Source organism: Aerococcus loyolae (assembly GCF_002871915.2).
Classification (GTDB): domain Bacteria; phylum Bacillota; class Bacilli; order Lactobacillales; family Aerococcaceae; genus Aerococcus; species Aerococcus loyolae.
The window spans coordinates 1,431,660-1,454,983 of sequence record NZ_CP126958.1 but is presented as its reverse complement, the minus strand read 5'-3'; the positions used below and the strand labels follow the sequence as shown (position 1 = coordinate 1,454,983).

At 43.7% G+C, this 23,324-nt stretch carries 21 protein-coding genes; 18 read left to right on the top strand and 3 right to left on the bottom strand.

The window, feature by feature from the left end:
* Window positions 1-41: 41 nt before the first annotated feature.
* The 4 genes from CJ190_RS06550 (at window position 42) to trmB (ending at window position 3,664) form a co-directional block, all read left to right on the top strand.
* Window positions 42-782, top strand: coding sequence for an ABC transporter ATP-binding protein (locus CJ190_RS06550; protein ID WP_064292936.1), 741 nt, complete (start codon window positions 42-44; stop codon window positions 780-782).
* Entirely contained in the window at window positions 772-2,007 is a 1,236-nt protein-coding gene (locus CJ190_RS06545) for an ABC transporter permease (RefSeq protein ID WP_064292935.1), read from the top strand. The genes CJ190_RS06550 and CJ190_RS06545 overlap by 11 nt, the downstream gene beginning before the upstream one ends.
* A 77-nt stretch (window positions 2,008-2,084) precedes the next feature.
* Window positions 2,085-2,918 (top strand): phosphotransferase family protein, encoded by an 834-nt coding sequence (locus CJ190_RS06540; protein WP_064292934.1) that lies wholly within the window; start codon window positions 2,085-2,087, stop codon window positions 2,916-2,918.
* 104 nt (window positions 2,919-3,022) lie between these two features.
* A complete protein-coding gene (gene trmB / locus CJ190_RS06535; RefSeq protein ID WP_064292933.1) occupies window positions 3,023-3,664 on the top strand; it encodes a tRNA (guanosine(46)-N7)-methyltransferase TrmB in 642 nt (213 codons plus the stop codon).
* A gap of 92 nt (window positions 3,665-3,756) precedes the next feature.
* On the opposite strand, the gene CJ190_RS06530 is transcribed toward trmB, so the two are convergent.
* Window positions 3,757-4,143, bottom strand: coding sequence for a hypothetical protein (locus tag CJ190_RS06530; RefSeq protein ID WP_101560380.1), 387 nt, complete (start codon window positions 4,141-4,143; stop codon window positions 3,757-3,759).
* A gap of 227 nt (window positions 4,144-4,370) precedes the next feature.
* Here CJ190_RS06530 and ytpR point away from each other — a divergent pair, with 227 nt between their 5' ends.
* The 6 genes from ytpR (at window position 4,371) to CJ190_RS06500 (ending at window position 10,953) form a co-directional block, all read left to right on the top strand.
* Window positions 4,371-4,997, top strand: coding sequence for a YtpR family tRNA-binding protein (ytpR, locus tag CJ190_RS06525; protein WP_064292932.1), 627 nt, complete (start codon window positions 4,371-4,373; stop codon window positions 4,995-4,997).
* A 54-nt stretch (window positions 4,998-5,051) separates the two neighbouring features.
* Window positions 5,052-5,768 carry a hypothetical protein gene (locus tag CJ190_RS06520; protein WP_064292931.1) on the top strand — a complete coding sequence of 239 codons (717 nt, stop codon included), beginning with the start codon at window positions 5,052-5,054 and terminating at the stop codon, window positions 5,766-5,768.
* Between the two features lie 3 nt (window positions 5,769-5,771).
* Window positions 5,772-7,130 carry a UDP-N-acetylmuramate--L-alanine ligase gene (gene murC, locus CJ190_RS06515; RefSeq protein ID WP_064292930.1) on the top strand — a complete coding sequence of 453 codons (1,359 nt, stop codon included), beginning with the start codon at window positions 5,772-5,774 and terminating at the stop codon, window positions 7,128-7,130.
* Complete coding sequence (locus CJ190_RS06510; RefSeq protein ID WP_064293009.1) at window positions 7,120-8,007, top strand: UTP--glucose-1-phosphate uridylyltransferase; 888 nt, start codon at window positions 7,120-7,122, stop codon at window positions 8,005-8,007. Before murC ends, CJ190_RS06510 begins: the two co-directional genes overlap by 11 nt.
* A 60-nt stretch (window positions 8,008-8,067) precedes the next feature.
* Window positions 8,068-9,069, top strand: a complete 1,002-nt coding sequence (locus tag CJ190_RS06505; RefSeq protein WP_082888663.1) for a nucleoid-associated protein — start codon at window positions 8,068-8,070, stop codon at window positions 9,067-9,069.
* A 582-nt stretch (window positions 9,070-9,651) separates the two neighbouring features.
* Entirely contained in the window at window positions 9,652-10,953 is a 1,302-nt protein-coding gene (locus CJ190_RS06500; protein ID WP_064292565.1) for a bifunctional folylpolyglutamate synthase/dihydrofolate synthase, read from the top strand.
* A 74-nt stretch (window positions 10,954-11,027) separates the two neighbouring features.
* Here CJ190_RS06500 and CJ190_RS06495 read toward each other — a convergent pair whose 3' ends face one another.
* Window positions 11,028-11,714: a histidine phosphatase family protein gene (locus CJ190_RS06495; protein ID WP_064292564.1), complete on the bottom strand. Its 687-nt coding sequence runs from the start codon at window positions 11,712-11,714 to the stop codon at window positions 11,028-11,030.
* A 392-nt stretch (window positions 11,715-12,106) separates the two neighbouring features.
* Between CJ190_RS06495 and leuS the strand changes: the two genes are divergently transcribed.
* From leuS to CJ190_RS06455, 8 genes are all read left to right on the top strand, one after another.
* Complete coding sequence (gene leuS, locus CJ190_RS06490) at window positions 12,107-14,521, top strand: leucine--tRNA ligase (RefSeq protein WP_064292563.1); 2,415 nt, start codon at window positions 12,107-12,109, stop codon at window positions 14,519-14,521.
* A 12-nt stretch (window positions 14,522-14,533) separates the two neighbouring features.
* Window positions 14,534-15,394, top strand: a complete 861-nt coding sequence (locus CJ190_RS06485; RefSeq protein ID WP_064292562.1) for a pyridoxamine kinase — start codon at window positions 14,534-14,536, stop codon at window positions 15,392-15,394.
* A gap of 430 nt (window positions 15,395-15,824) precedes the next feature.
* The gene (locus CJ190_RS06480) at window positions 15,825-16,589 is read left to right on the top strand and encodes an amino acid ABC transporter ATP-binding protein (protein ID WP_064292561.1); all 765 of its coding nucleotides are present in this window, start codon (window positions 15,825-15,827) and stop codon (window positions 16,587-16,589) included.
* Window positions 16,589-17,410, top strand: a complete 822-nt coding sequence (locus CJ190_RS06475; RefSeq protein WP_064292560.1) for a transporter substrate-binding domain-containing protein — start codon at window positions 16,589-16,591, stop codon at window positions 17,408-17,410. The genes CJ190_RS06480 and CJ190_RS06475 overlap by 1 nt, the downstream gene beginning before the upstream one ends.
* A 67-nt stretch (window positions 17,411-17,477) precedes the next feature.
* Window positions 17,478-18,167: an amino acid ABC transporter permease gene (locus tag CJ190_RS06470; protein WP_064292559.1), complete on the top strand. Its 690-nt coding sequence runs from the start codon at window positions 17,478-17,480 to the stop codon at window positions 18,165-18,167.
* Window positions 18,168-18,170: 3 nt separating this feature from the next.
* On the top strand, window positions 18,171-18,872 hold the full coding sequence (locus CJ190_RS06465) for an amino acid ABC transporter permease (RefSeq protein ID WP_064292558.1): 702 nt from the start codon (window positions 18,171-18,173) through the stop codon (window positions 18,870-18,872).
* Window position 18,873: 1 nt separating this feature from the next.
* Window positions 18,874-19,860 (top strand): uroporphyrinogen decarboxylase family protein, encoded by a 987-nt coding sequence (locus tag CJ190_RS06460; RefSeq protein ID WP_064292557.1) that lies wholly within the window; start codon window positions 18,874-18,876, stop codon window positions 19,858-19,860.
* 134 nt (window positions 19,861-19,994) lie between these two features.
* Window positions 19,995-21,707: a putative polysaccharide biosynthesis protein gene (locus CJ190_RS06455; RefSeq protein WP_064292556.1), complete on the top strand. Its 1,713-nt coding sequence runs from the start codon at window positions 19,995-19,997 to the stop codon at window positions 21,705-21,707.
* Window positions 21,708-21,753: 46 nt separating this feature from the next.
* On the opposite strand, the gene malQ is transcribed toward CJ190_RS06455, so the two are convergent.
* Window positions 21,754-23,256 (bottom strand): 4-alpha-glucanotransferase, encoded by a 1,503-nt coding sequence (malQ, locus tag CJ190_RS06450; RefSeq protein WP_064292555.1) that lies wholly within the window; start codon window positions 23,254-23,256, stop codon window positions 21,754-21,756.
* Window positions 23,257-23,324: the final 68 nt, after the last annotated feature.

Genomic DNA, 23,324 nt, shown 5'->3' with positions numbered 1-23,324 from the left:
AGGTCTTAAGATTAGATTAACAATAGCAAAGGAATTGAAAGATGACACTATCTGTAGAACATTTAAGTGGGGGTTATAGTAATTATACGGTCCTCCACGATTTAAATTTTTCTGTTCAAGCTGGTGAAATTGTCGGCTTGATTGGCTTGAATGGGGCTGGCAAATCAACCACTATTAAGCATATTTTAGGTCTGCTCAAGCCGAGTGCGGGGGAGATATTGGTGAATGGCCATTCACTGGCTGAAGATAACCAGGCCTACCGCCAAGCCCTCAGTTATATTCCCGAACAACCGATCCTCTATCCAGAGCTCACTTTGCGCGAGCATATCCAACTGATTGCCTTGGCCTACCATATTGACCCTGACCAAGCCATGGCTAATGCCGAGCCGCTCTTAGAACGCTTCCGTTTGACCGAACGCTTGGACTGGTTACCCATCCATTTTTCTAAGGGCATGAAGCAAAAGGTCATGATTGTTTGTGCCATGCTGGTTGATACCATGTTATACATTATTGATGAACCCTTTGTCGGCTTAGACCCACTGGGGATCGATGACTTTACCCAATTATTACTGAAGAAACGCCAAGCCGGGGCAGCGATTTTAATGTCAACCCATATCCTGTCCAGCGCTGAACACTACTGTGATCGCTTTATCTTTCTCCATGAGGGACAAATTAAAGCCCAAGGGACCTTACAGGAGATCCGTCAGCGCTTCAATAAGGCAGATGCCAGCTTGGACGAACTCTATGTTGACTTAATAAGAGGGCAGAGCCATGACCTTTAAAGAGCTCTATCCCAAACGCCGTCAAAGTCAGCAAAAACGCATTTTCCGTTATTTTAAATATATTTTCAACGACCACTTTATCCTAGCTTTGGCTTTTATTTTAGCGGCCTTGGCCTTTCAATACAGCCAGTGGTTAAAGACCCTAACGACTTTTAACCCGCTTTACCAATGGATCTGGCTAATCATCGCCACGGCCTTAGTGATGGGGATAGGAAAGATAGCTAGCTTCATTGAAAAGGCGGACACAGTCTTTTTACTGGCTAGAGAAGCGGACTTTAAGGCTTACTTTAGCCAGGCCTTAGCCTATAGCTTACTCCTGCCAACGGGGATCTATGCCTTATTTGTGGGGGTATCTTATCCTTTCTTACTGATTCACCAAGGCTTGTCAGCGGGCCAGGTCCTTGCTATCTTTGTGATAATGGTCGGCTTGAAGGCTCTCCAGTTACGGTCAGTTTTAGAGAATTTTCATTTTTACAGTCCCAGCAAAAGCAGGCTCTTGATGGTTTTGACTGCAGCTTATAGCTTTTGCCAGTTGTATTTTGCTGTGCGGGGAAAGATCTTTTTGGCCCTGGCTTTTGTTTTTGTGATGATCGTCATCTATTATCTGACCAGTAAAAACTGGCAGGGTGAAAAGCAATGGGATTGGTTAAAGATTGCAAGTGATGAAAGCCAACGCCAAGAAAGAGTTAACCAGGTCTTGAGCCTGTTTGTGGATGTACCAACGGGTCAAAGGGCAGTTAAGCGGCGGATATATTTAGATTTACTGCTTATGACCAGCAAGAACAATCCCTATTATTTCCTCTACCAAAGGGCCTTTTGTCGGAGCCAGGATTATTTCAATTTATGGCTCAGGCTTACTGTCCTAGCGACTCTCTTGGTTTATTTCTTACCTAGTCACCCGCTGACCTATTGTTTAGGCCTTTTAATGCTTTATGCCAGTCATTTTCAAATTTTACCCCTCTATCGTCGCTATTATAAGCACCCCTTAATGAAAATTTACCCCCTAGAGCAGGGGCAAGCTTTGCCGGCTTTTCGCCGCTTTTTATACCTGCCGCTAGGCTTGCAGACGACTTTGCTTACCATGAGTTTCCTAATTAGCAAATCCTGGCAGGACAGTGTGATTTTCTTAATTTTAGCGGGATTAATGACTATCCTTTTCACCCGGGTCTATTTACCCCGTCGCTTACGAGGAAAAAATCGTCTCTTGGAAAAATTACATAGATAATTATTGACGATCCTCTAATTTCTGACTAAAATAAGAGATACTGTTTAAATATAATCGGGAGAAAGGGAGGAGAAGTTATGGAGTTCCAATTCGATAAAGAATGGACCTTGCACCCAATAGGTGGCGATACTGGCCAAGCTTTTATGGGAACACATAATCAAGAGCGGATATTTCTGAAGCGAAATTCTTCTCCTTTTTTAGCTGCCTTGTCCATGGAGGGGATTACCCCTCGCTTGATCTGGACCAAAAGAACTGCTAGCGGTGATGTCTACTCAGCTCAAGAATGGCTATATGGACACACCCTGTCAGCCCAAGAAATCCAGCAAGGCATCGTGACTAAGTTAATGTCACGCTACCATCACTCCGACAATCTCTATAATATGCTGGTGAAGATTGGTGGGAAGACCTATAAACCAGAAGATTTCTTACACGAATTTGAAAACAATCTTAGTGAGGATCTGGACTCCCTAACCTATATTAATAGCGTCAAGGATTACCTCTATGACACCCTGTCTTTTGTGCAAAATGCCCGGCGAACTGTCTGCCATAGCGACCTCAATCGCCGTAATTTTATTTTGTCAGAAGACCATCGCTTATACTTGGTAGACTGGGAGAAGGTCTGCATTGCTGACCCTATTTTTGACATTACCCAGCTCTTAGTCCAATATATTCCCTTGGAAGATTGGGATCACTGGTTTGATCTGTATAACTTACATGTTAGTGAAGAAACCTATTTACGGATTGAATGGTATTCATTAATGAATTTGCTCTTTTTAATTAAGGCAGACTATCAGAAAAAACGTATCTATCACATTAATGAAAGTATTTTATTGCTCAGACACATCTATGAAAACCGCTATTTTAAAAGCAGTAACCAAGAAAACCCCATCACTTCCTGGTCTATTGACTAGGAAAATGATCAGCATTAGTTTAAAAACATTTGTCAATTAAAAAAGGTTGTGGCAAGGGTCACAACCTTTTTCTAAGTTAGCAAACACCACTAAGGAGGAAGACTATGCGTGTACGTCACAAACCCTGGGCCAAAGACTTGATCGCCCAACACCCTGAATGGGTGATTACTGACCCTTACGACAAAAAAGGCCACTGGCATGAAATATTTGCCAATGACCATCCTATCCATGTAGAAGTTGGTACCGGGAAGGGCCAATTTCTAATTGAAATGGCTAAGACCTATCCTGAAATTAATTTTATCGGCATCGAAATGATCTCTGATGTCTTAGTTATGGCCCTACAGAAGGCCATGGAAACCGAATTAAGCAACCTGCGTTTCATCCGCGGAGATGGTAACCATGTCAGTGATATGTTTGCCCAAGATGAAGTTAGTGAAATTTACTTAAATTTTTCCGATCCTTGGCCCAAAAAACGCCATGCCAAGCGCCGCTTGACCCATGAAAACTTCCTCAAGCAATACCAAAACATCTTAAAAGCAGACGGTCGCTTAATTTTCAAGACGGATAACCAAGGGCTCTTTGAGTATTCCTTAATTTCGCTCTCCCATTATGGAATGGTCTTAGATGATGTATCCTTAGACCTCCACAATAGTGGGGTAACAGATAATATTATGACCGAGTATGAGGCTAAGTTCTCCCAAAGAGGTCAAAGAATCTACCGCCTAATTGCTCACTTTAAAAGTTGAGCGATAAAAGCAAAATCCTGTTGATAAAAAACCAAGCGGGCAGTCTCTTCATTTTGAGCACTTCCGGCTTGGTTTTTCTTAAGCATGATCTATTAGTCAATGGCAAAAATATCAACAATATTGCCTGTGATTGCGTCGGCATAGAATTCATATTGAACGACTTTATTATTTTCTAAACGGGAGATACCACCGTAATAGAGCTTTTGCTCTTGGCCAAACCGGTTAACATGGACCGGTTGGAGTTCAATCCAAGAGCCTTCGATGTCGCCGTCTTTTTTAAAGTGGTCTTTGACGGCCTCTAAAACTTCCATGCCGTCTTTAGCCTTATGGGCTTGGACTTGGTCATAAATTAAAGCCGCAGCAACGCCACCAATGACTAATCCACAGGCAAAGAGGCTGCCGGCCAGGGCGTAGTTTTGCTTTTGATCGTTGGGAAAAACGCTATCTTTCAACTGATTAATTAGGGCTTTTTTTACCATAGTGAATGTCAATCTCCTTTGTTTAATGGATTAAGCGCAATATTTCTTTTAATTATAACACGCTTAAGCTTTTCTTGCAGGAGGCTAGAGAAAGGGGTATATTTTGGAATTAGGCTTGAATTGCCTTTTTAACGGTTTCAGTTTATAATTTACACGATACTTTGTAAAGATTTAATGACTTGCTCGCTGATATAAATCGGGCAAGCAATATAAAGGAGAAGTTAATTATGTGGCTTAGTTTCTACAATCCTCGAGGAGTAGGCGATGTGTTGATGCTGACGTCAGCAGATCTTCCTCGTGAACTAATAGAAACTGAAACGTTGTCCGATGTGACACGTATTTATAACAAGGAAAATAAAGAAACCATTGGTTATAATATCAATAATATTTCGACTTATATGGAGATAAAGGGGACAGGACATGTTCTCTTAGAAGATGCTCAAATTGAGCAAATTAACCAATTATTCTATGAACAAGGTTTTGAAACCATCAAAATCTCAAACGAACCCCGGATTGTGGTAGGAAAGGTAGTGGAATGTGTCGACCATGAAAATTCTGACCACTTGCATGTTACCCAAACCCAAGTGGGCCCGGCAGGCATCCAACAAATTGTTTGTGGGGCAAGCAATATTGACCAAGGGCAGACCGTAGTCGTGGCCCTGAGTGGGGCAGTTATGCCTAATGGACAGATTATCTGGCCAGGAGAATTGCGCGGAGTGAAAAGTAATGGGATGATTTGTTCCGCCTATGAATTAGGCTTGGACCCTGACCATGAACGTCAAGGCATCTTAGTGCTTGACGATGAATTGACCCCAGGAACTCCTTTTGAGTCAATCAAAGATCAATTAGATTAAAGGAGTCATTGACAGGTTCACTGAAATATTTTATCAAGAAAGGAATGAGAGGATATGGCCTTTGTCCCTTTTTATCGTAAAGAGAATACGCAGCGGATTAAGCCTAAGCACTCTGTCCTTGATTTCCCTAACTATTTAAGCCGTGACTATAGCAATTACCAGGAAAATAATGACCAGCGCTTAGGCAAAGAAGCCCCGGTCAGCTTCCATATTGACGATGATCAGATGGTAATTAATAGTTCACCTTATCAAGCTAACCGAGCCTCTGTTCGTCCTGATCGTTCAGAGGCTATGCGGCGTCGCAAAGAAATTAATGACCAGCGACAAAATAGTCCCTACCATTACAAGCAAAACTCCATTCGTGAGGATAAAAGAGAAAAGCAGGCCCGCTTACGGCGTGAAATTAAAGAATTTCAAATGTACCAGAGTAAAAAGCCCTTTAAACCGACTGAGCTGCCCTCAACCTGGTTGAATAGCCAGACCAGCAATCCTGCTCAAGACAAAGGGACAAAAGCAGAACTGCCTTCTCAAAGCCCAAGTAAGAAAACGGCGTCGCCAAGGACTAGCCAAAAACGCGATTCGGCTTCTACAAATCAGCCTAACTCGAACAAAAGTAAAGCAAGACCCAAGAAGCATTTAAACCGGGGTTTACAGTCAATTATGGCTGAGGAAAGACCCCTCAAGGGGAACTCTTTCCTAGGTCAGGATGATGGCCTAGCTAAAGACCAACCCCCTTTCAAAAAGCATCAAGATGGAAACGGAGACAAATAAGACATGGATAAAGAATTGACCTATCATTTTACCGGAATCAAAGGCACAGGCATGAGTGCTCTCGCACGCGTTCTTAAAGGAGCTGGCTATCAGGTCCAGGGTTCTGATGTCACTGATCATTTCTTTACTGAGGAAGGTTTGAAGGAAGCGGGCATCACCGTATTACCTTTTGATCCTGACAATATCCATGAAGGGATGACGGTGATTTGTGGGAACGCCTTTAAAGATGACCACCCTGAAGTTGTCCGGGCCAAGGAGTTAGGCTTGACCGTTACCCGCTACCATTACTTCTTAGGTGAACTCATTAAGAAATATACCAGTGTTGCTATCACCGGTTCTCACGGGAAAACCTCAACCACCGGTCTTATGGCCCATGTTCTAGGTAGCTTAAAAACGACTTCCTACCTGATTGGAGACGGGACTGGTAAGGGCGTAGAAGACGGGGAATATTTTGTCTTAGAAGCCGACGAATACCGGGAACATTTCTTAGCTTATGAACCTGATTATGCCATCTTTACCAATATCGACTTCGACCATCCCGATTTTTACCACAATATTGAAGAAGTCTTTGCTGCTAACCGAAAATTTGCCCACCAAGTGAAGAATAAAGTGATTGCCTATGGAGATGATCCTTACCTACAAAAACTGAAGGATGAGGTCGACGTATGGTATTACGGCATTGACAATGATGATTTTGATATTGTTGCCAAGGATATCGTTCGTAACACCAAGGGCTCTCACTTTGACGTCTGGGTCCAAGGTAAGCATTATGGCAACTTTTCCATCCATACCTTTGGCCAACATAGCATCTTGAATAGCCTGGCAGTGATTGGTTTCTGTTATTTAGAAGGCTTTGACCCAGAGGATGTTCAAGAAGCCTTGACCAGCTTTAAGGGTGTGAAACGTCGCTTTAACGAACGTTTTGTTGAGGATATGGTGATTGTCGATGACTATGCCCACCATCCTTCAGAAATCAAAGCGACCATTGATGCCGCCCGCCAACAATATCCAGATAAGCAAGTGATTAGTGTCTTCCAACCTCATACCTATTCGCGGACCCTGGCACTATTGGACCAATTTGCCGAGGCTTTAGACAAGTCCGATGCGGCTTATGTCTGTGATATCTTTGCTTCAGCACGGGAAACCGACCACCACCAAGTATCCAGCCAAGATGTCCTGGATCGTTTAACGGTTCCGCATGCGGCGCTTGATTTAGACGATATGACTTCATTACTCGCTTATAAGGATGCGGTGATTCTCTTTATGGGAGCTGGTGATGTTCCTAAATATGCCAAGGCCTATGAAGCCGCCTTGTTAGAAAATGGGCACACAGATAAGGAGTTGTCAGATGATGACCATTAAGAAGGCAGTAATCCCGGCAGCAGGTTTGGGGACGCGTTTTCTCCCTATTACTAAAGCCACTGCCAAAGAAATGCTCCCTTTGATGGATAAGCCAGTCATTCAATTTATTGTTGAAGAAGTGCTGTCCAGTGGAATTGAAGAAATTCTCATTGTTACTGGGCGCAACAAGCGCTCTATCGAAGACCATTTCGACTCTAATTATGAGTTAGAGCAAAACCTTACTGAAAAGGGTAAGGCAGACTTATTGGAAATGGTTCAATCTAGCACCTTACATAATATTCAGTTCAAACGCCAACACTATCCTAAGGGGCTTGGCGACGCCATCCTACAAGCCAAGTCCTTTGTAGGGAACGAACCTTTTCTCTTAACCCTGGGCGATAATATTATGGTTTCCGATAAGCCCGCTTCTAAGCAGGTCATGGAAATTGCTGAACGCTACCAAGCAACAGCTATCCTGACCCAAGCAGTCTCCAACCAAGAGGCTAAGCATTATGGAATTGTTGATGAAGCTAGCTCACGGTCGGGAGATGTCTATGATATCAGTGGCCTCGTGGAGAAACCCACAGAACCCAATTATGACCCCGCCATGGCCATTTGTGGACGTTATGTCTTAACCCCTGAGATTTTTTCAGCGATTGAAGCGGTTGGTGTTAACCCTCAATCTGGAGAAATTGAACTTACCGACGCTTTAAATTTACTGGCTAAGGACCATCCGGTTTTATCCACCCACTTCCATGGCCAATGGTATGAAGTGGGAGAACCCTTGGGACTTATCGAGGCCAGCATCCAATATGCCTTACACCACGAAGAAACCAGCCAAGGCCTCAATGATTATTTAAAGCAAGAAATCATCCCCCGCTTAAAAGCGGAAAAATAAAGTCATCTAGTCTCCTTCAACTAGCTGAGGGAGACTTTTTCATTGGAGGAGAGCAGATTTTTGATTATTAAAGAAGCAATCTTACATATCTATGATCAAAACATTAACCAGGGGGTCATGTCTGAACTCCCCTTAGCAGTTGATAGTAATCATTTATTTAAATATATGCATGCCTTAATTGATAAGGTCTGGGTTACCGATAAGAAGAAGCGGGGGATCTTTCCAGCTGATAATGAAAAATACCAGCAATTTCAAGCGGCTGCAGCAGACTTTATTCCCAATAGCCAAGCATTGGCTAGTCAATGGTTTCAATTTATCCAATTAAACCCTGATATTCCTGCGGCTGACTTACTCTGGCTGCGTTTTTCTGATGACCAAGGAGAGGATTACCTGGCGGCCTTTAAGCTCAACCACAATGAGTCCTATACCCATCACTTGGTCTATAATGATGACAATGTTCAAAATGATCTCATTATTCACAAAAACATCCTGCCTTCTGCTAAACAGGCTATTGATGAAGGCATCGTGGTTAATTTAGCCAGTGGCCAGTATGACTTAGTAGAAAAGAAGCATGAAATTGAAAGTCTAGGGGAAAAGGTCAATTATTTTAGCGAATTGTACCTGAAAGTGCCGACTAAACCCAGTGCCAAGGAAAGTATCCAGGCCATCAAGAAAGCCGTTGAAAAAACGGCTCACACTTATGATGAACCGGTCTACCAATCCCTAGCCAAGGCTAAGGATATCCTCTACCATGAAATGAGTGGGGAGGAAGGCTTTTCCAATGAGCGGATTGCTGATTATCTCTACGAAGATAACCTGGCCAAGAAACAATCCTATTTGGAAGAAACCCAGACTTTCCCTTTTGACAATGAAATGATGCAAGAAGTTGAAAGCATTCCTACAAAACTCCAAAGGCAAAAATTGAAACTGGACAATGGCATTGAAATCACCATCCCCCTCGACTTGTTCTACGATCCCGACGTCATTGAATTAAGCAATAACCCCGATGGAACAATCAGTGTAACCATCAAAAACATCGAATCCATAAAAAATATGTTTTAAGGAATAGAGTGTGACGGTCACATAAAAGGGCGAAACCGCTACGCATACTATATCTGTAACTCGCTAATGCTTCGAACAGCTATAGCAACTGGAGGAAACTGGTATAAGCTCAGTTATAAGGATGTGAGGGTGCCGTTAGAGACTTGGATCACTGGAGGAAAATACCATAAGCACAGGGAGGCTGTGTGTTGGTATTTTCTGAAGTGACTTCAAGTTTGGCAACCGAACTCAATTAAGCCTGAGCGTTGACAGTTTTTGAAGTGGATGTTCGTCCTGTGACTGGAACAGGTTTGAAATAGAGTGTGAGCTGACATCAAAAAGTGAAACGCTGGAAGAAATATGCGGAAATCCTTGAAAAGGATTGCCAAATATTTCTGAAGCGGAGTTCACTTTTGTCAGCGAGCAGGTTTGGAACAGGTTTGGAAAGAGAGTGCAAGCTGACAAAATAAAGCTAAGGCTATCCCAGCGCGAAAAAACTTAGTATACTATAAGAGAAAGCAGACTTTTGACTGCTCCTATAACTTAAATAGAGCGGGCAGTTTAATCATTGACCTGGATATGTGAAAGGATGACCCAAATTAGATGGATTATGAAGAATTTGAAAAAGATTTACCGGTCTTAGAGCGGGGCAAATGGACCCTGGGCCTAGACCATATTCGCGACTTAATGGCGGTCTTTGATAATCCCCAAGACAAATTGCCTACTGTCCATATCGCCGGCACCAATGGCAAGGGCTCAACCGCCTCAATGATTGCTAGGACCCTCCAATTAGCTGGCTATAAGGTAGGTTTGTATACCTCACCATCTTTAGTGAGTTTTAATGAGCGTATCCGGATTAACGGGGAGAATATCGCTGATGAAAAGCTGCGAGCCATGAAAGACTACATGAAGGAAAAACTTGCCGGCACTAAGATTCAATGTAGCGAGTTTGAATTATTTACTGCCATGGCTTGGTTGATCTTTTACCATGAAGGCTGCGATATTATTGTTCTAGAAGTGGGATTAGGTGGTCGCTTGGATGCCACTAACCTGGTGAAGAGTCCTTTAGTCAGTGTGATTACTAAGATTGCCTTAGACCATGAAAATATCCTGGGCCATACCATTTCAGAAATTGCTAAAGAAAAAGCGGGGATTATTAAGTACTACACTCCGGTGGTGGTTTACCCCTATCCGAAAGAGGCGATTGAAGTATTAAGTGCGACTGCTGAACGTCAAGGAGCGCCTTTGAAGACGATTGATACAGAAAGTATTGAGAATATTCACCCGGAAAACCGTCAGCAAGTTTTTACTTATAAGGGAGAGAATTATCACCTTAACTTATTGGGAAAACACCAAGTGCTTAATGCTTGCTTAGCGATTGAGGCTTTAGCTGAAATCAAACGAGCTGGTTTTAATGTAGAGCTCAAGCAGATAAAAGAAGGTTTACAGACAGTTTCTTGGCCAGGACGTTTTGAATGGGTTCACCAAGATCCAGAAATTATTATTGATGGTAGCCATAATTTAGATGGGGTCCGGGCCATGCGTCACGCCGTTGAGGATTACTTCCCTAATATACCTCGCTTAGGCATTACCGGCATGCTCAGGGATAAGGATGTCTACCGCATGTTAGGAGAGGTCGTTCACTTATTTGATGAGATTGTCACCATTACCCCTGATTCAGACCGGGCCATGACAGCCAGTGAACTCACCAAGGCCACCCATATGGTTACAGGCCTCCAAAAGGTAAACACCTACACCGCTCAGAATAATGAAGACGCTATGGCCTATGCCAGACGATGGGCTGACCAGCAGGAGGGGGATTGCCTTATCTGTGTCTTTGGCAGCCTTTACCTTGTTGGTGAATTAAGAGAGCTGGTCTTTGAATCCTTTGAAGCCGACAAATAAAGAAACCGAATGGATCAGTGATTCTTTACACTGATTCATCCGGTTTTTATTTTTATACAAGATCTTTTACTTCTTTAACTCATATTCCACTCGATTAGTTCATAGAAACCATCATGGTAGGAAACATGGGCATAGTGACCGTAGTCTAGCACCTCGGCTAAGTCAAAATCAGCCAAGACCTCGTGCAGAAAGGCAGAGATCGGGGTATGGTGGGAGACGATGGCGACATTGATTTCGGGTTTCATATGGTCTAGGCGGTATTCTAAAGCCTCATCATGGACCTGCATCATCCCACTTTCTAGGCGGTTCCAAAAGGTCATAAAATCTTCAGCTAAGCCTTTAGGATCACGGTGGCTAATGCCATCAATAACATTAGGCACAAATTGTGATTGAGGGATGCCTTCTTCTCGCATGTGGTGGACCATTTCCTGCAAGCTTTCGGGCCAGGCTACTTCGATGGGCTGCCCTTCCATACCGCCGTAATAAATCTCACGAAATTCTTTTAAGGGAGTTGCTATTAGGCCTTGGGGCTGACTCGATAAGAGAATTTGGGCACTCGTTTGACTCCTTGGCATGTCACTTGAGTAGGCTAAATCCAAGGGAATATTTTTAAAGTGGTCAGCTAAATCGGCCATTTGTGCTTGACCTACCCGGGTTAGGGGGGTATCGGTCCAGCCTTGTACTTTTTCTTGACCAGCCAGCTTGTTTTGGTTGGCTTCGGTCTCTCCATGGCGGATAAAGTAATAGTGTATGGCTTGCATCAGATCACCTCCTCTTTTTTATCTTTTATTTATTTTAGCATATATTTTTACTAAAGGTGAGCCATTGCCTGAAAGAAATTCCCAAAGATAAATAAAGTTGCTCCTGGGTCTAAAGCGTGATACAATGGCATAAGTATGAAGACGACTCAGAAGTAGTAACTTGGGCGGAATACTTAGCGAGGATGTGCTTGGTGAAAACATCTTATTCCTAACAGTGAACTCGTCTGATGATTCACACGCAACTTGTTTGCCGTCTCACCTGCGTTAAGGGTAAGAAGAGAGCCAACGTAGGTGGTACCACGATCATTCGTCCTATTTATGCAAGATAACTTGTATAAGGGGGCTTTTTTTTTAGGTAAATATTTCATGTTGAAATGGAAGGGGATTACATAATGGCTTATAACCACAAGACAATAGAGAAAAAATGGCAAAAATATTGGAAAGACAATAAGAGCTTTAAAATCTTAGAGGACAAGTCCTTGCCTAAGTTTTATGCATTGGACATGTTCCCTTATCCTTCCGGTCAAGGACTCCATGTGGGGCACCCAGAAGGTTATACTGCAACTGATATTGTTTCGAGAATGAAGCGGGCTCAAGGTTATAATGTCCTCCATCCTATGGGTTGGGACGCTTTTGGTTTACCAGCGGAACAATATGCCCTCGATACCGGTAATGACCCTGCCGAATTTACCCAAGCCAATATCGGTGTCTTCAAGAAACAAATTGAATCCCTCGGTTTTTCCTATGACTGGGACCGTGAAATTGACACCACTGACCCAGAATATTATAAGTGGACCCAATGGATCTTCACCAAACTCTTTGAAAAGGGCCTAGCCTACGAAGATGAAATCATGGTTAACTGGTGTGAAGCCTTGGGCACGGTTCTGGCTAATGAAGAAGTGATCGATGGCTTGTCTGAACGGGGCAACCATCCTGTAGTCCGTCGTCCGATGAAGCAATGGGTATTAAAGATTACTGCCTATGCTGACCGTCTCTTGGATGGTTTAGACGACTTGGATTGGCCAGAAAGCATTAAGGAAATGCAACGGAACTGGATTGGTCGTTCAGAGGGGGCCGATGTGACCTTTAAGGTGGCTGATACTGACAAAGAATTTGAAGTCTTTACCACCCGTCCTGATACGCTTTACGGAGCGACCTACTGTGCTTTAGCCCCAGAACATCCACTGATCAAACAAATTGTGAGCGAAGGCCAAAAACAAGCCGTGGCTGATTATGTTGAAGCAGCCAGCCATAAGTCTGACTTAGAACGTACCGATCTCGCTAAGGAGAAGACTGGGGTATTTACTGGGGCCTATGCAGTTAACCCACTCAACGGGGACAAGCTCCCAATTTGGGTGGCTGACTATGTCTTGGTTTCTTATGGAAGCGGTGCGGTTATGGCTGTTCCTGCCCATGACCAAAGGGACTACGAATTTGCTAAGCAATTTGACCTTCCAATCAAAGCCGTCATCGAAGGTGGCGACCTGGAAAAAGAAGCTTATACCGGTGATGGGAACCACATTCATTCAGAAGAATTGGATGGTTTAGGCAAGGATGAAGCCATTCAAAAGTCCATTGAAATCCTGGAAGCTAAGGGCGCTGGCCAAGCTAAGACCTCCTACCGTCTCCGTGACTGGGTCTTCTCACGCCAACGCTACTGGGGTGAACCAATTCCTGTTATCCATTGGGAAGATGGGACCACCACAGCGGTTCCTGAAGCAGACTTACCGGTCTTGTTGCCAGAAGGTAAAGATATTAAACCATCAGGTACTGGAGAATCCCCACTAGCCAACTTTGACGACTGGCTTAACGTTTATGATGAAGAAACTGGCCTCCACGGGAAGCGCGAAACCAACACCATGCCACAATGGGCGGGATCAAGCTGGTACTTTATTCGCTTCTGTGATCCTAAGAATAAGGAAGCTCTCGTTAGTCAAGAAGCCGCTGATTATTGGATGAATGTTGACCTTTATATCGGTGGGGCAGAACATGCTGTTCTTCACCTCCTCTATGCGCGTTTCTGGAACATGTTCCTCTATGACTTAGGGGTAGTGCCTACCGAAGAACCCTTCCAAAAACTCTTCAACCAAGGGATGATCCTCGGTGAAGGTCATGAAAAAATGTCTAAATCAAAAGGCAATGTGGTTAACCCCGATGACATTGTTGAACGTTATGGGGCCGATACCTTACGCTTGTATGAAATGTTTATGGGACCTTTGGATGCCTCAATTGCTTGGAGTGAAGATGGCTTAGCGGGGGCTAGACGCTTCCTGGAAAGAGTCTGGCGCCTATTTATCGATAGTGACGACCAATTACGAGACCGCATTACTACCATTGATACGGGTGAATTAGACAAGGTTTACAATCAAACCGTCAAGAAAGTCACTGAAGACCTGGAAAAATTACACTTTAATACAGCAATTTCGCAAATGATGGTCTTTGTCAATGAAGCTAATAAGGCAGAAAGTATTCCTTACGACTATGCCAAGGGCTTTGTCCAATTACTGGCTCCAATTGCTCCTCACTTGGGAGAAGAATTGTGGCAACGTTTAACCGGTGAAGCTGGGATTTCTTATGTGCCATGGCCAAGTTACGATGAAAGCCAATTGGTTGAAGAAAGCATCGAAATTGTGGTCCAAGTGAACGGTAAAATCAAGGAACGTCTCCAAGTAGCTAGCGGCCTTAGCCAAGAGGAATTAAGTCAAGCAGCCAAAGATTCAGACAAGGTCCAAGCAGCTATTGCTGGTAAGGACGTGGTGAAGGTGATTGCTGTTCCTGATAAATTAGTTAATATTGTGGTTAAATAGGAAGGAAATTGCATGAAGAATATTTTAATCGTCCATGATATTTCCTGCTACGGTAAGTGTTCTTCAACAGTAGCCTTACCTATCTTAGCCATGATGGAATTAGCGGGGACCTTATTACCCACCTCACTCTTGTCTACCCATACGGGACCAGGTTTTGAAGGCTATACCTATCTGGACCTCAGTGATGAAATGGCTAAGATTGTTGGTCACTGGCAATCCTTTGGGCTAAAGTTTGACGCTGTTTATGTCGGTTATTTGGGAAGTATTGAGCAAATTGACTTCTTAATTGAAAAATTACCTCAATTAATTAAGGCCGGTGGGAAGATTTACCTAGACCCAGTTATGGCTGACCAAGGCAAGTTTTATCCCGGTTTTGATGAGGCCTATGCCAAGGCCATGCGCAAGTTATGTGATATTGCTGATGTGATCATGCCCAATCAAACCGAGGCGGCCTTTATCTATGACTTACCCTATCAAGAAGGCCTGGCAGGCTATCAAAGCGCTAAAGACTTAGCCGCTTTAATCAACCAGGACAGTGACCAGCCGACTTCACTGGTTCTCACTGGGGTAGGATATGATGGTGATCAACAGACAGGGGCCTATTACTATGACGCTGACAATGAGACTGAGGGTCTGATTCAGGCGGATTTTGTTGGCGGACTTTTCCATGGAACCGGTGATATCTTTGCTTCTATATTCGTTGGCGCCCGTGAAAATGGGGCCTCGCTCAAAGCAAGTACCGCCTTAGCCGTGGAAACCCTGCCCAAAATTCTCCAAGCCTCAATCGACAATCCCAATATTCACCAAGATGGCCTGAACTTCGAAAAAGCCTGTCCCGACCTTAACCGTTTTGTTCATGAATTAAAAAATTGATTTTTAAGTCTTGGCAACTAATTATTAAATAAAATTTTTATTTACTTAATAATCATGAGCAGTAGTGACGCTTTGAAATGGGGAGTTAGTCATGAACAAGCAAGTGAAGCGAATTATGGATCGTAGGCGATAGCCGTACGAGGCATTTGAGTCTCGCTAGGTGAGGGACCTAGGCCCGAACCGGTGCCATGGCTTTTTAACGACCCAATTTCAAATGCAGAACGAATGCTCATTATAATTATTTGCTAAATAAGCTGAATAAATAGTAAAACAATTAAGCGATTAATATCTAGCCATTAAAGGCAGGTGTTAATCGCTTTTTTTCAATGCAGATAAAAAAACTTTCAGCTCACTGAGCAATATGCTTTTTATGAGAGAAAAATATGTTAAAATTATTACTAACAAAAAATAAGTAAATGGAGGGAAGACTTTGCTGCGCCTAGAGAACATTCACAAAACTTTCGCTGATAAGGAAGTTTTAAAGGGGATTGACTTAACCGTCAATGACGGGGAAGTGGTTGCTATCATTGGTCCCAGTGGTACCGGAAAAACCACCTTATTAAGAACCATTAATTTCCTCGATCCCGCTGACCATGGAAATATCCAGCTCAATGACTTGACCGTGGCAGCTGACCAAGCGACCAAACAAGAAATTACTGAAATCCGCCGGCGAACGGCTATGGTTTTTCAAAATTATAGTCTCTTTAAAAATAAAACCGTTTTAGAGAACGTGACAGAGGGTCTAATTACGGTCCAGGGCAAGAGTGCTGAAAGTGCTGAAAAAATTGCCAAGGCAGAATTAGACCAGGTGGGCATGTTGGACCATTTAGATAAGTATCCTAGCCAGTTATCTGGAGGCCAGGCCCAACGCGTAGGAATTGCCCGGGCAGTGGCTCTAAAACCTGAAATTTTACTTTTAGATGAACCGACTTCGTCACTGGACCCAGAACGCTCGGCAGAATTGCTAAAGATTCTACAAGAGATTGCTCGGACCGGGGTGACTATGTTAATTACTACCCATGAAATGGATTTTGCTAAATACGTTTCTTCCCAGGTTGTTTTCATGGAAAATGGTGAAATCGTTGAATCGGGAAGTCCCCAACAGATTTTTTCAGCAGCTAAGGAAGTCCGTACGCGAGACTTTGTCAATAAGATCCAACATCCCTTTTTAGCCGAAAGTGAGGAGAATAATTAATGAAAACATTAAAGACTTTTATCATTGTACTAGCAGGACTCTTTTTAGCAGCCTGCGGGAATAGCCAAGGCGGATCCGAATCCGGAGCCAAAACCGTGACTGTTGCGGTTGAAAATGCTTCAAAGCCCTTATCCTTTACCGATGAAAAGGGGAATTTAACCGGATACGAAGTGGAGCTGATCCAAGCCTTAGATGAAGTGATGCCTGAGTATAATATTAATATTGAAAGTGTTGACTCTGAAGCTGCCCAAGTAGGTTTGGAAACAGGACAATATGACTTTATCGGTGGGGGACTCTACAAGAATCCTGAACGTGAATCCATGTACCTCTTCCCAGAAAAACATACTGGAGCCAGCGTTATCGAAATCTACAAGCGCGCTGATGATGATTCCATTCAAAGTTTAGATGATTTAACCAATAAGAAGGTCCACCCGGTAACACCGAATGGGGGAATCTTTAACTTATTAACCGCTTATAATGAAGCCCATCCTGACAATCAAATTGATATCCAATTGGGTGAATCAGGTTCTTTTGCGGAACGTTTCCAAGCAGTTGACAAGGGCGAATCCGATGCTGTTGTGATGCCGTCCAACCTGGGTGCCGACCAAATTATTGAAGAATTAGGCTTAAATGTGAATACAGCTGACCAACCTGTTCAAGTCAAAGCCACTTACTTTATGATTGCTCCTGACCGGGAAGATTTAAAAGAAGCTTTAGATAAGGCGATCCAACAACTAGCGGATGAAGGTAAATTACAAGAACTTTCAGAAAAATGGTATGGAAAGAACATTTTCGACTATGAAATCAGTGAAGAAAATTAATAGTTGTCAGGCGACTAATCAGTTATTAACCATTAGTCGCTTTTCTCTGTAATAAAGGAGTTGCTTTATGGATTTTGGATTTATTATTAATATACTCCCCGCCCTCCTAAAGACCTTGCCGCTAACTTTATTTGTCTTTGTAGTTGCCTTAGTTGGCTCCCTATTGCTGGCTGTTATTGTGGCCTCTTTACAGGTGAAAAAGATTCCGATAGTCGACCCGCTATTAAGGATATACACATCCTTTATGCGGTCGACCCCAGGAATTATCCACCTTTTCGTGGCCTATTATGGGATTCCTTTTATTTTACGTCCCTTTCATATCTCACTGGGAACCAATAGTCAGGTAACGGCAGCGATTTTAGCCTTGGTGGCTTATAATGGGGCCTTTATGGCTGAAATTATCCGTCCTGCCTATCTAGCTGTCGGCCAAGACCAAAAAGAAGCGGCCCTGAGTTTGGGGATGACATCCTGGCAAAGAAATTGGCGGATTATTTTTCCACAAATTATCCCCATTGCCTTACCGTCTTTAACGACTGCTGTGATCGATTTGTTAAAGGACACTTCCTTACTTTTCCTTATTGGTTTAGTCGACCTGATGGGGCAGGCAGAAATTATTATTGCCAATAACTATGGTCTTTACCAGGTGGAAGTCTACTTTGCGATTGCCCTCATTTATTGGGCCATGTCATCACTATTAATCTTAATCAGTAAGTTGCTGGAAAACCGTTACGCTATGATTTGGAGAAGGGAGGACTAGGCTATGCGTTTTGATTTTAAAGTTCTATGGGATACCATTTTAGTGGTCTTACAGGCAGTCCCCCGGGTCCTCTTATTAGCCCTGCTTGTCTTAGTCTTGGGGATCGGGTTAGGGTCCTTAATTGCCTTAATTCGACGTCGGCGGATTCCGATTGTTGACCAAGTATTAGAAATTTTTATTTCTTATATGCGGGGGGTTCCGCTAATTGTTCATCTATTTATTATCCGTTATAGCTTACCGGACCTGGCGGCTAGTTTTATGAACCTGCTCGGCTTTGGTATGGAGCCCAATGATTTTCCCAATATCCTGCTGATTATCACCGCTTTTACCTTATTAGAGGCAGCCATTGAGTCGGAAAATATTCGTGGTGCCCTCAATGCAGTCAGTAAAGACCAAGTGGAAGCAGCCTTATCTATCGGAATGACTAAAAAGCAAAGCTTACAACGGATTATCTTTCCTCAAGCCTTAACAGTCGCCATTCCACTCTTCTTAAACGCTTATCTGAAGGCCATTAAGATCCAGTCCCTGGCCTTTACTGTGGGTGTGGTTGACATTCTTACTCAAGCTCGCTTTGCAGCCGCCTTGTCCTACCATTATCTAGAATCTTACCTGGCAGCGGCCCTCGTTTATTGGTTAATTTGTGGCCTCTTGCAGGTCGTCTTTGACCACTTGAGTCAGAAGATTTCATTTGAGAAAGGAGTCTAGCATGACAGACAAGAAAAAACTTTTAAAAGCCTTCATGGCTAAGCAGTTGAGGGGGTATACGCCATTCTCTGCTTGGACCCATTATCCGGAAATTGACCGAGAACCCCAGGCCATCAGCCAAGCCACTTATGACTTTGCCCGCCAATTTGACATAGATTTTATCAAAACCATGAGTAATGGCATGTATACGGTGGAAGACTATGGCGTCGACCTCGATTTTTCGGCTATAGCCAAGGGTGGGGTAGCCCAGGTCAAAGCAACTCCGATCCATTCCTATCAGGATTGGCGGGAGGTCCCTGAGCTAAGCGTCGACCAGGCCCCGGCCTTTCAAAGAGAGTTAGAACATTTGGAGCGCTTAGTGGAACTGACCAAGGGAGAGATTCCCCTTGTGGTTACCGTTCATAGTCCCCTAACCACTGCTAATAAGCTATGCCAGGGTCAGATTGACCAATATATTGAAGCAGATGGGGAGGGCATCCTCTTACAAGCCCTAGAACGCTTGACGAGACCAACTATTGAATTTGTCCAATTGGCGCTAGCTAAGGGGGCAGACGGGATCTATCTAGCCAGTCAAATGGCTTCCCATGATAAGTTGAGCCCTGAGGCCTACCAAAAATATGGAATTCCCTTTGACTTGAAAATTATTGAAGCAGCCGACACTGCTTGGTTAAATACCCTTCATATTCACGGAGCGAATATTATGTTTGACCTTCTTAAGGATTACCCGCTTCCGGTTATTAATTGGCATATCGGTGAGTCGAAACCCGAATTAGAAGAAGGTATTCAAGAAACCGATAAATTTATTATGGGGGGCTTACGTCGAGAAGCTATTACCCAAGCGGATTGGCCAACACTAGAAGACCAGCTTTCCCAAGCCAAGGCTATTAATCAAACTGATAATCGTATCCTCTTAACGCCAGGCTGTGTGATCAGACAGCCTTTTTCCAAAGATACTTTAGCCCGGCTAAGAGATTTAATCAGAAGCTAGGAGATAAGGGTTTCTTAGATTCTTAAAGTCCTTAAGTTTACTTAACGAATCCAGGCCTCAATTGAATTGGGTAAAATTATTGATTAGAATGGATTAATATGAACAAAATTTTACGTTAGATTTGGGGTAAAAATATGAATGATAATGAGAGGAGCCGCTCTATTCTTCAGGACCAGCAATCCAAGGAGAAGCTCAATGAAGGTTCGGCTTGGATGTCCATTGCTAGTGTGGTTTCTAGAATTCTTGGTGTCTTATATATTATTCCCTGGATGCATTGGATTGGAGACCCACAAGTCGGTACCGAAGCCAATGCCCTCTATGGGATTGGCTATAATTATTACTCGATATTCCTAGCTGTGGCCATCGCTGGAGTGCCAGCTGCGATCTCTAAGCAAATGACCAACTACATGGCTAGAGGCCAGTACCAAACCAGCCAGCGCCTCTTTAAAAGTGGCACCGTCATGATGCTTGCTACTGGGATTTTAAGTGCCCTGGCTCTTTATTTCCTGGCTCCCTTTCTAGCCCAGGGAAAGCCGGCGCGTAATGTGGAAGATGTTATCCTAGTCATCCGCTCCTTAGTCCCTGCCCTGGCTTTGATTCCCTTGCTATCGATCTTGCGGGGCTATTTTCAGGCCTATTTAGAAATGAAGCCCAGTGCGATTTCTCAGGTCACCGAGCAGTTTGCTCGTGTCATTTATATGTTGGCGACGGTTTATCTTATTCGTGTGGTCATGGATGGCAGTGTTGCTAAGGCGGTCAGTCACTCCACCTTTGCTGCCTTTATTGGGGCAGTCATGGCGATTGTGACCTTAGCTTTCTATTATTTCAAAAATCGCGACAAATATGCAGTCCCTGCTGGTCATGTGGACAGTGATTATGTATCCACCCGGACGCTCTTATTTGAGATTGTCCGCATAGCGATTCCCTTTGTGATTACGGGCTCGATCATTGAAATGGTCAACCTCATCGATATGAATACCTTCATGCCGATCATGCAAAGGGTGAGTGACCTAGGAGAAGGGCAGTTAATTTATGAATATGGGGTATTTAACGCCAATGCTCGCCGGGTGATTCAAATTATTATTTCATTTGCCACGGCGATTTCCTCAACTACCGTTCCCGTGGTGACCGATGCCTATACCCGCGAACTGGCTAAGTTCCAGGCGCGCTCAGCTTACGATGACTACTTAAAACCGGTTTTTGACCATACCTGTGATGTGGTCTTACATAGTATCCACCTCTTTACCCTAGTGATGGTGCCAGCAGCCATTGGCCTAGCCGTTCTCGCTGCCCCAGTCTACCAGTTGCTTTACGGGATAAATGACCCCTTGGGTGAATTTTACTTGCAAATTTCTTGTTTAATGGCTATTCCTATGGGACTATTCTATGTTTTAGTGATGACCTTGCAGTCCATGGACCAACAGAAAAAAGCCATCTTTGGGATTGTTCTAGGCCTAGGGATTAAATTATTAATTCAGTTTCCGCTCCTGGCTGTTTTTGGCAGCCAAGGGGCTATGTATGCCTCAATACTGGCCTTTATTTTTATGTGTGCCTTCTACCTGGCATGTATTTATAAGCAAATCCAATTTAGCTTTTCTGATTTAGCTGGACGGATCTGGCCAGCCCTAAAGGTGATCTTAATCATGGGGCTAATGAGTGAAATAACCTATCAGATCCTCCACTGGATCATTCCTGAACCTAATAAACTAGGGGCTTTCGTTATGGTTATCCTTGTCGCTTTACTAGGAATTTGGGTCTATTTGATTGGGCTTATCAAGTCTCAACAGCTAGAAATTATCCTAGGACAAGAAAAAACGCAAAAATTACGTCAGTTTTTACATTTATAAAAATAGACAGCAAAAAGGCTCTGACATTGGTCAGGGCCTTTTAGCATTATATGAAACTTTTACTTGCAGGCAAGCGGTGGTAGAGTTTTGTTAATCCATAGAGGTCCCTAAGCAAGCTGTAGCTTAAGGCTGTAGCTGACATCCGCCATTGCCAATTACCTCCCAGGGTAGAAGGGGTATTCATGCGGGCATGGTCATCAAGATTTAAGAGGTCTTGCATGGTATAGATGACCGTCTGACTGCAAGAGGCGGCTAGGCTTCGGTTTAACATTTCCGCGACGCTCTCCGCTTTTTGACGCCCACAATAGGCATCTATATAATAACGACTGGCAGCGTCTTGGCCTAAATACCAGCCCAGGGCCGTTTGGTTGTCATGGGTTCCGACATAGGCAACGGAATTTTTATTGAAATTGTGGGGGAGGTCAGACGAATCTTCACCAGAAAAGCCAAATTGCATCACATGCATGCCGGGAAAACCGGTGACTTCCAGTAAGTCAGCAACCTCTTGAGTCAGAAAGCCCAAGTTTTCTGCGATAATGTTGACAGAGCCTAGGGCTTCTTTGATGGCTTGGAACAAGTCAAGGCCTGGTCCCTTGACCCATTTGCCACTGGCAGCCGTTGGGGCGCTAGCTGGTATCTCCCAATAGGCTTCAAAGCCCCTAAAATGGTCAATTCTTACCATGTTATAGAGCTTGAGGCTGGCTTGGATCCGTTTGATCCACCATTGGTAATTGTCCTTAGCCACGGCCTCCCAATCATAGATCGGATTTCCCCATAATTGCCCATCAGCAGAAAAAGCGTCTGGAGGACAACCCGCGACTACCTGGGGCTGTCCGCTTTGGTTAAGCTTGAAATAGTGGGGCGTTTGCCAGACTTCGGCACTATCACTAGCCACATAAATGGGGATATCACCAATTAGGTAAATGCCTTGTTGATTGGCATAGTCCTTAAGGGCAAACCATTGTTTAAAGAAAAAATATTGACTGACATAGTGGTAATTGAGGCTGCCTTTTTCCTGGGCTAGGATTGTCTCTACAGCCTCTCCATCCCTTAAACGGATGGTTTCGGGCCAGTCGCTAATTGGGCTTAGATCATAATGTTCTTTTACCGCCATAAATTCAGCGAAGGGCTGCAACCAGTCCTGATTATCTTGGACAAAGGTCTGGTAATCGGGATCACTGTCGGCTTGTTTAAGAAAGTTAGCGACGGCTTTTTCCAGGATGGGGCGTTTATGGTAGAAAACTTTGGCATAATCAATCTGTTCGGGATTATTTCCCCAGTCGACGTCTTGGTAGTCCTTAGCTTCAATCAAGCCCCAATCGACCAATGTTTTTAAGTCAATGAAATTGGTGTTACCCGCAAAGGCAGAAAAGGATTGGTAGGGGGAGTCCCCATAACTGGTTGGCCCTAGCGGTAGGATTTGCCAATAGCTTTGCCCAGCTGCGGCTAAGAAGTCAACAAATTGATAGGCGGACTTTCCCAAGCTGCCAATGCCTTCAGCATTAGCCAAGGAAGATATAGGTAAGAGCACACCACTTGCACGTGTCATAGGCTTTTTTCTCCTTTAATCAAGATTAAACTTATTATAGCAAAAAGGTGGAAAAGAATGACTTTTCC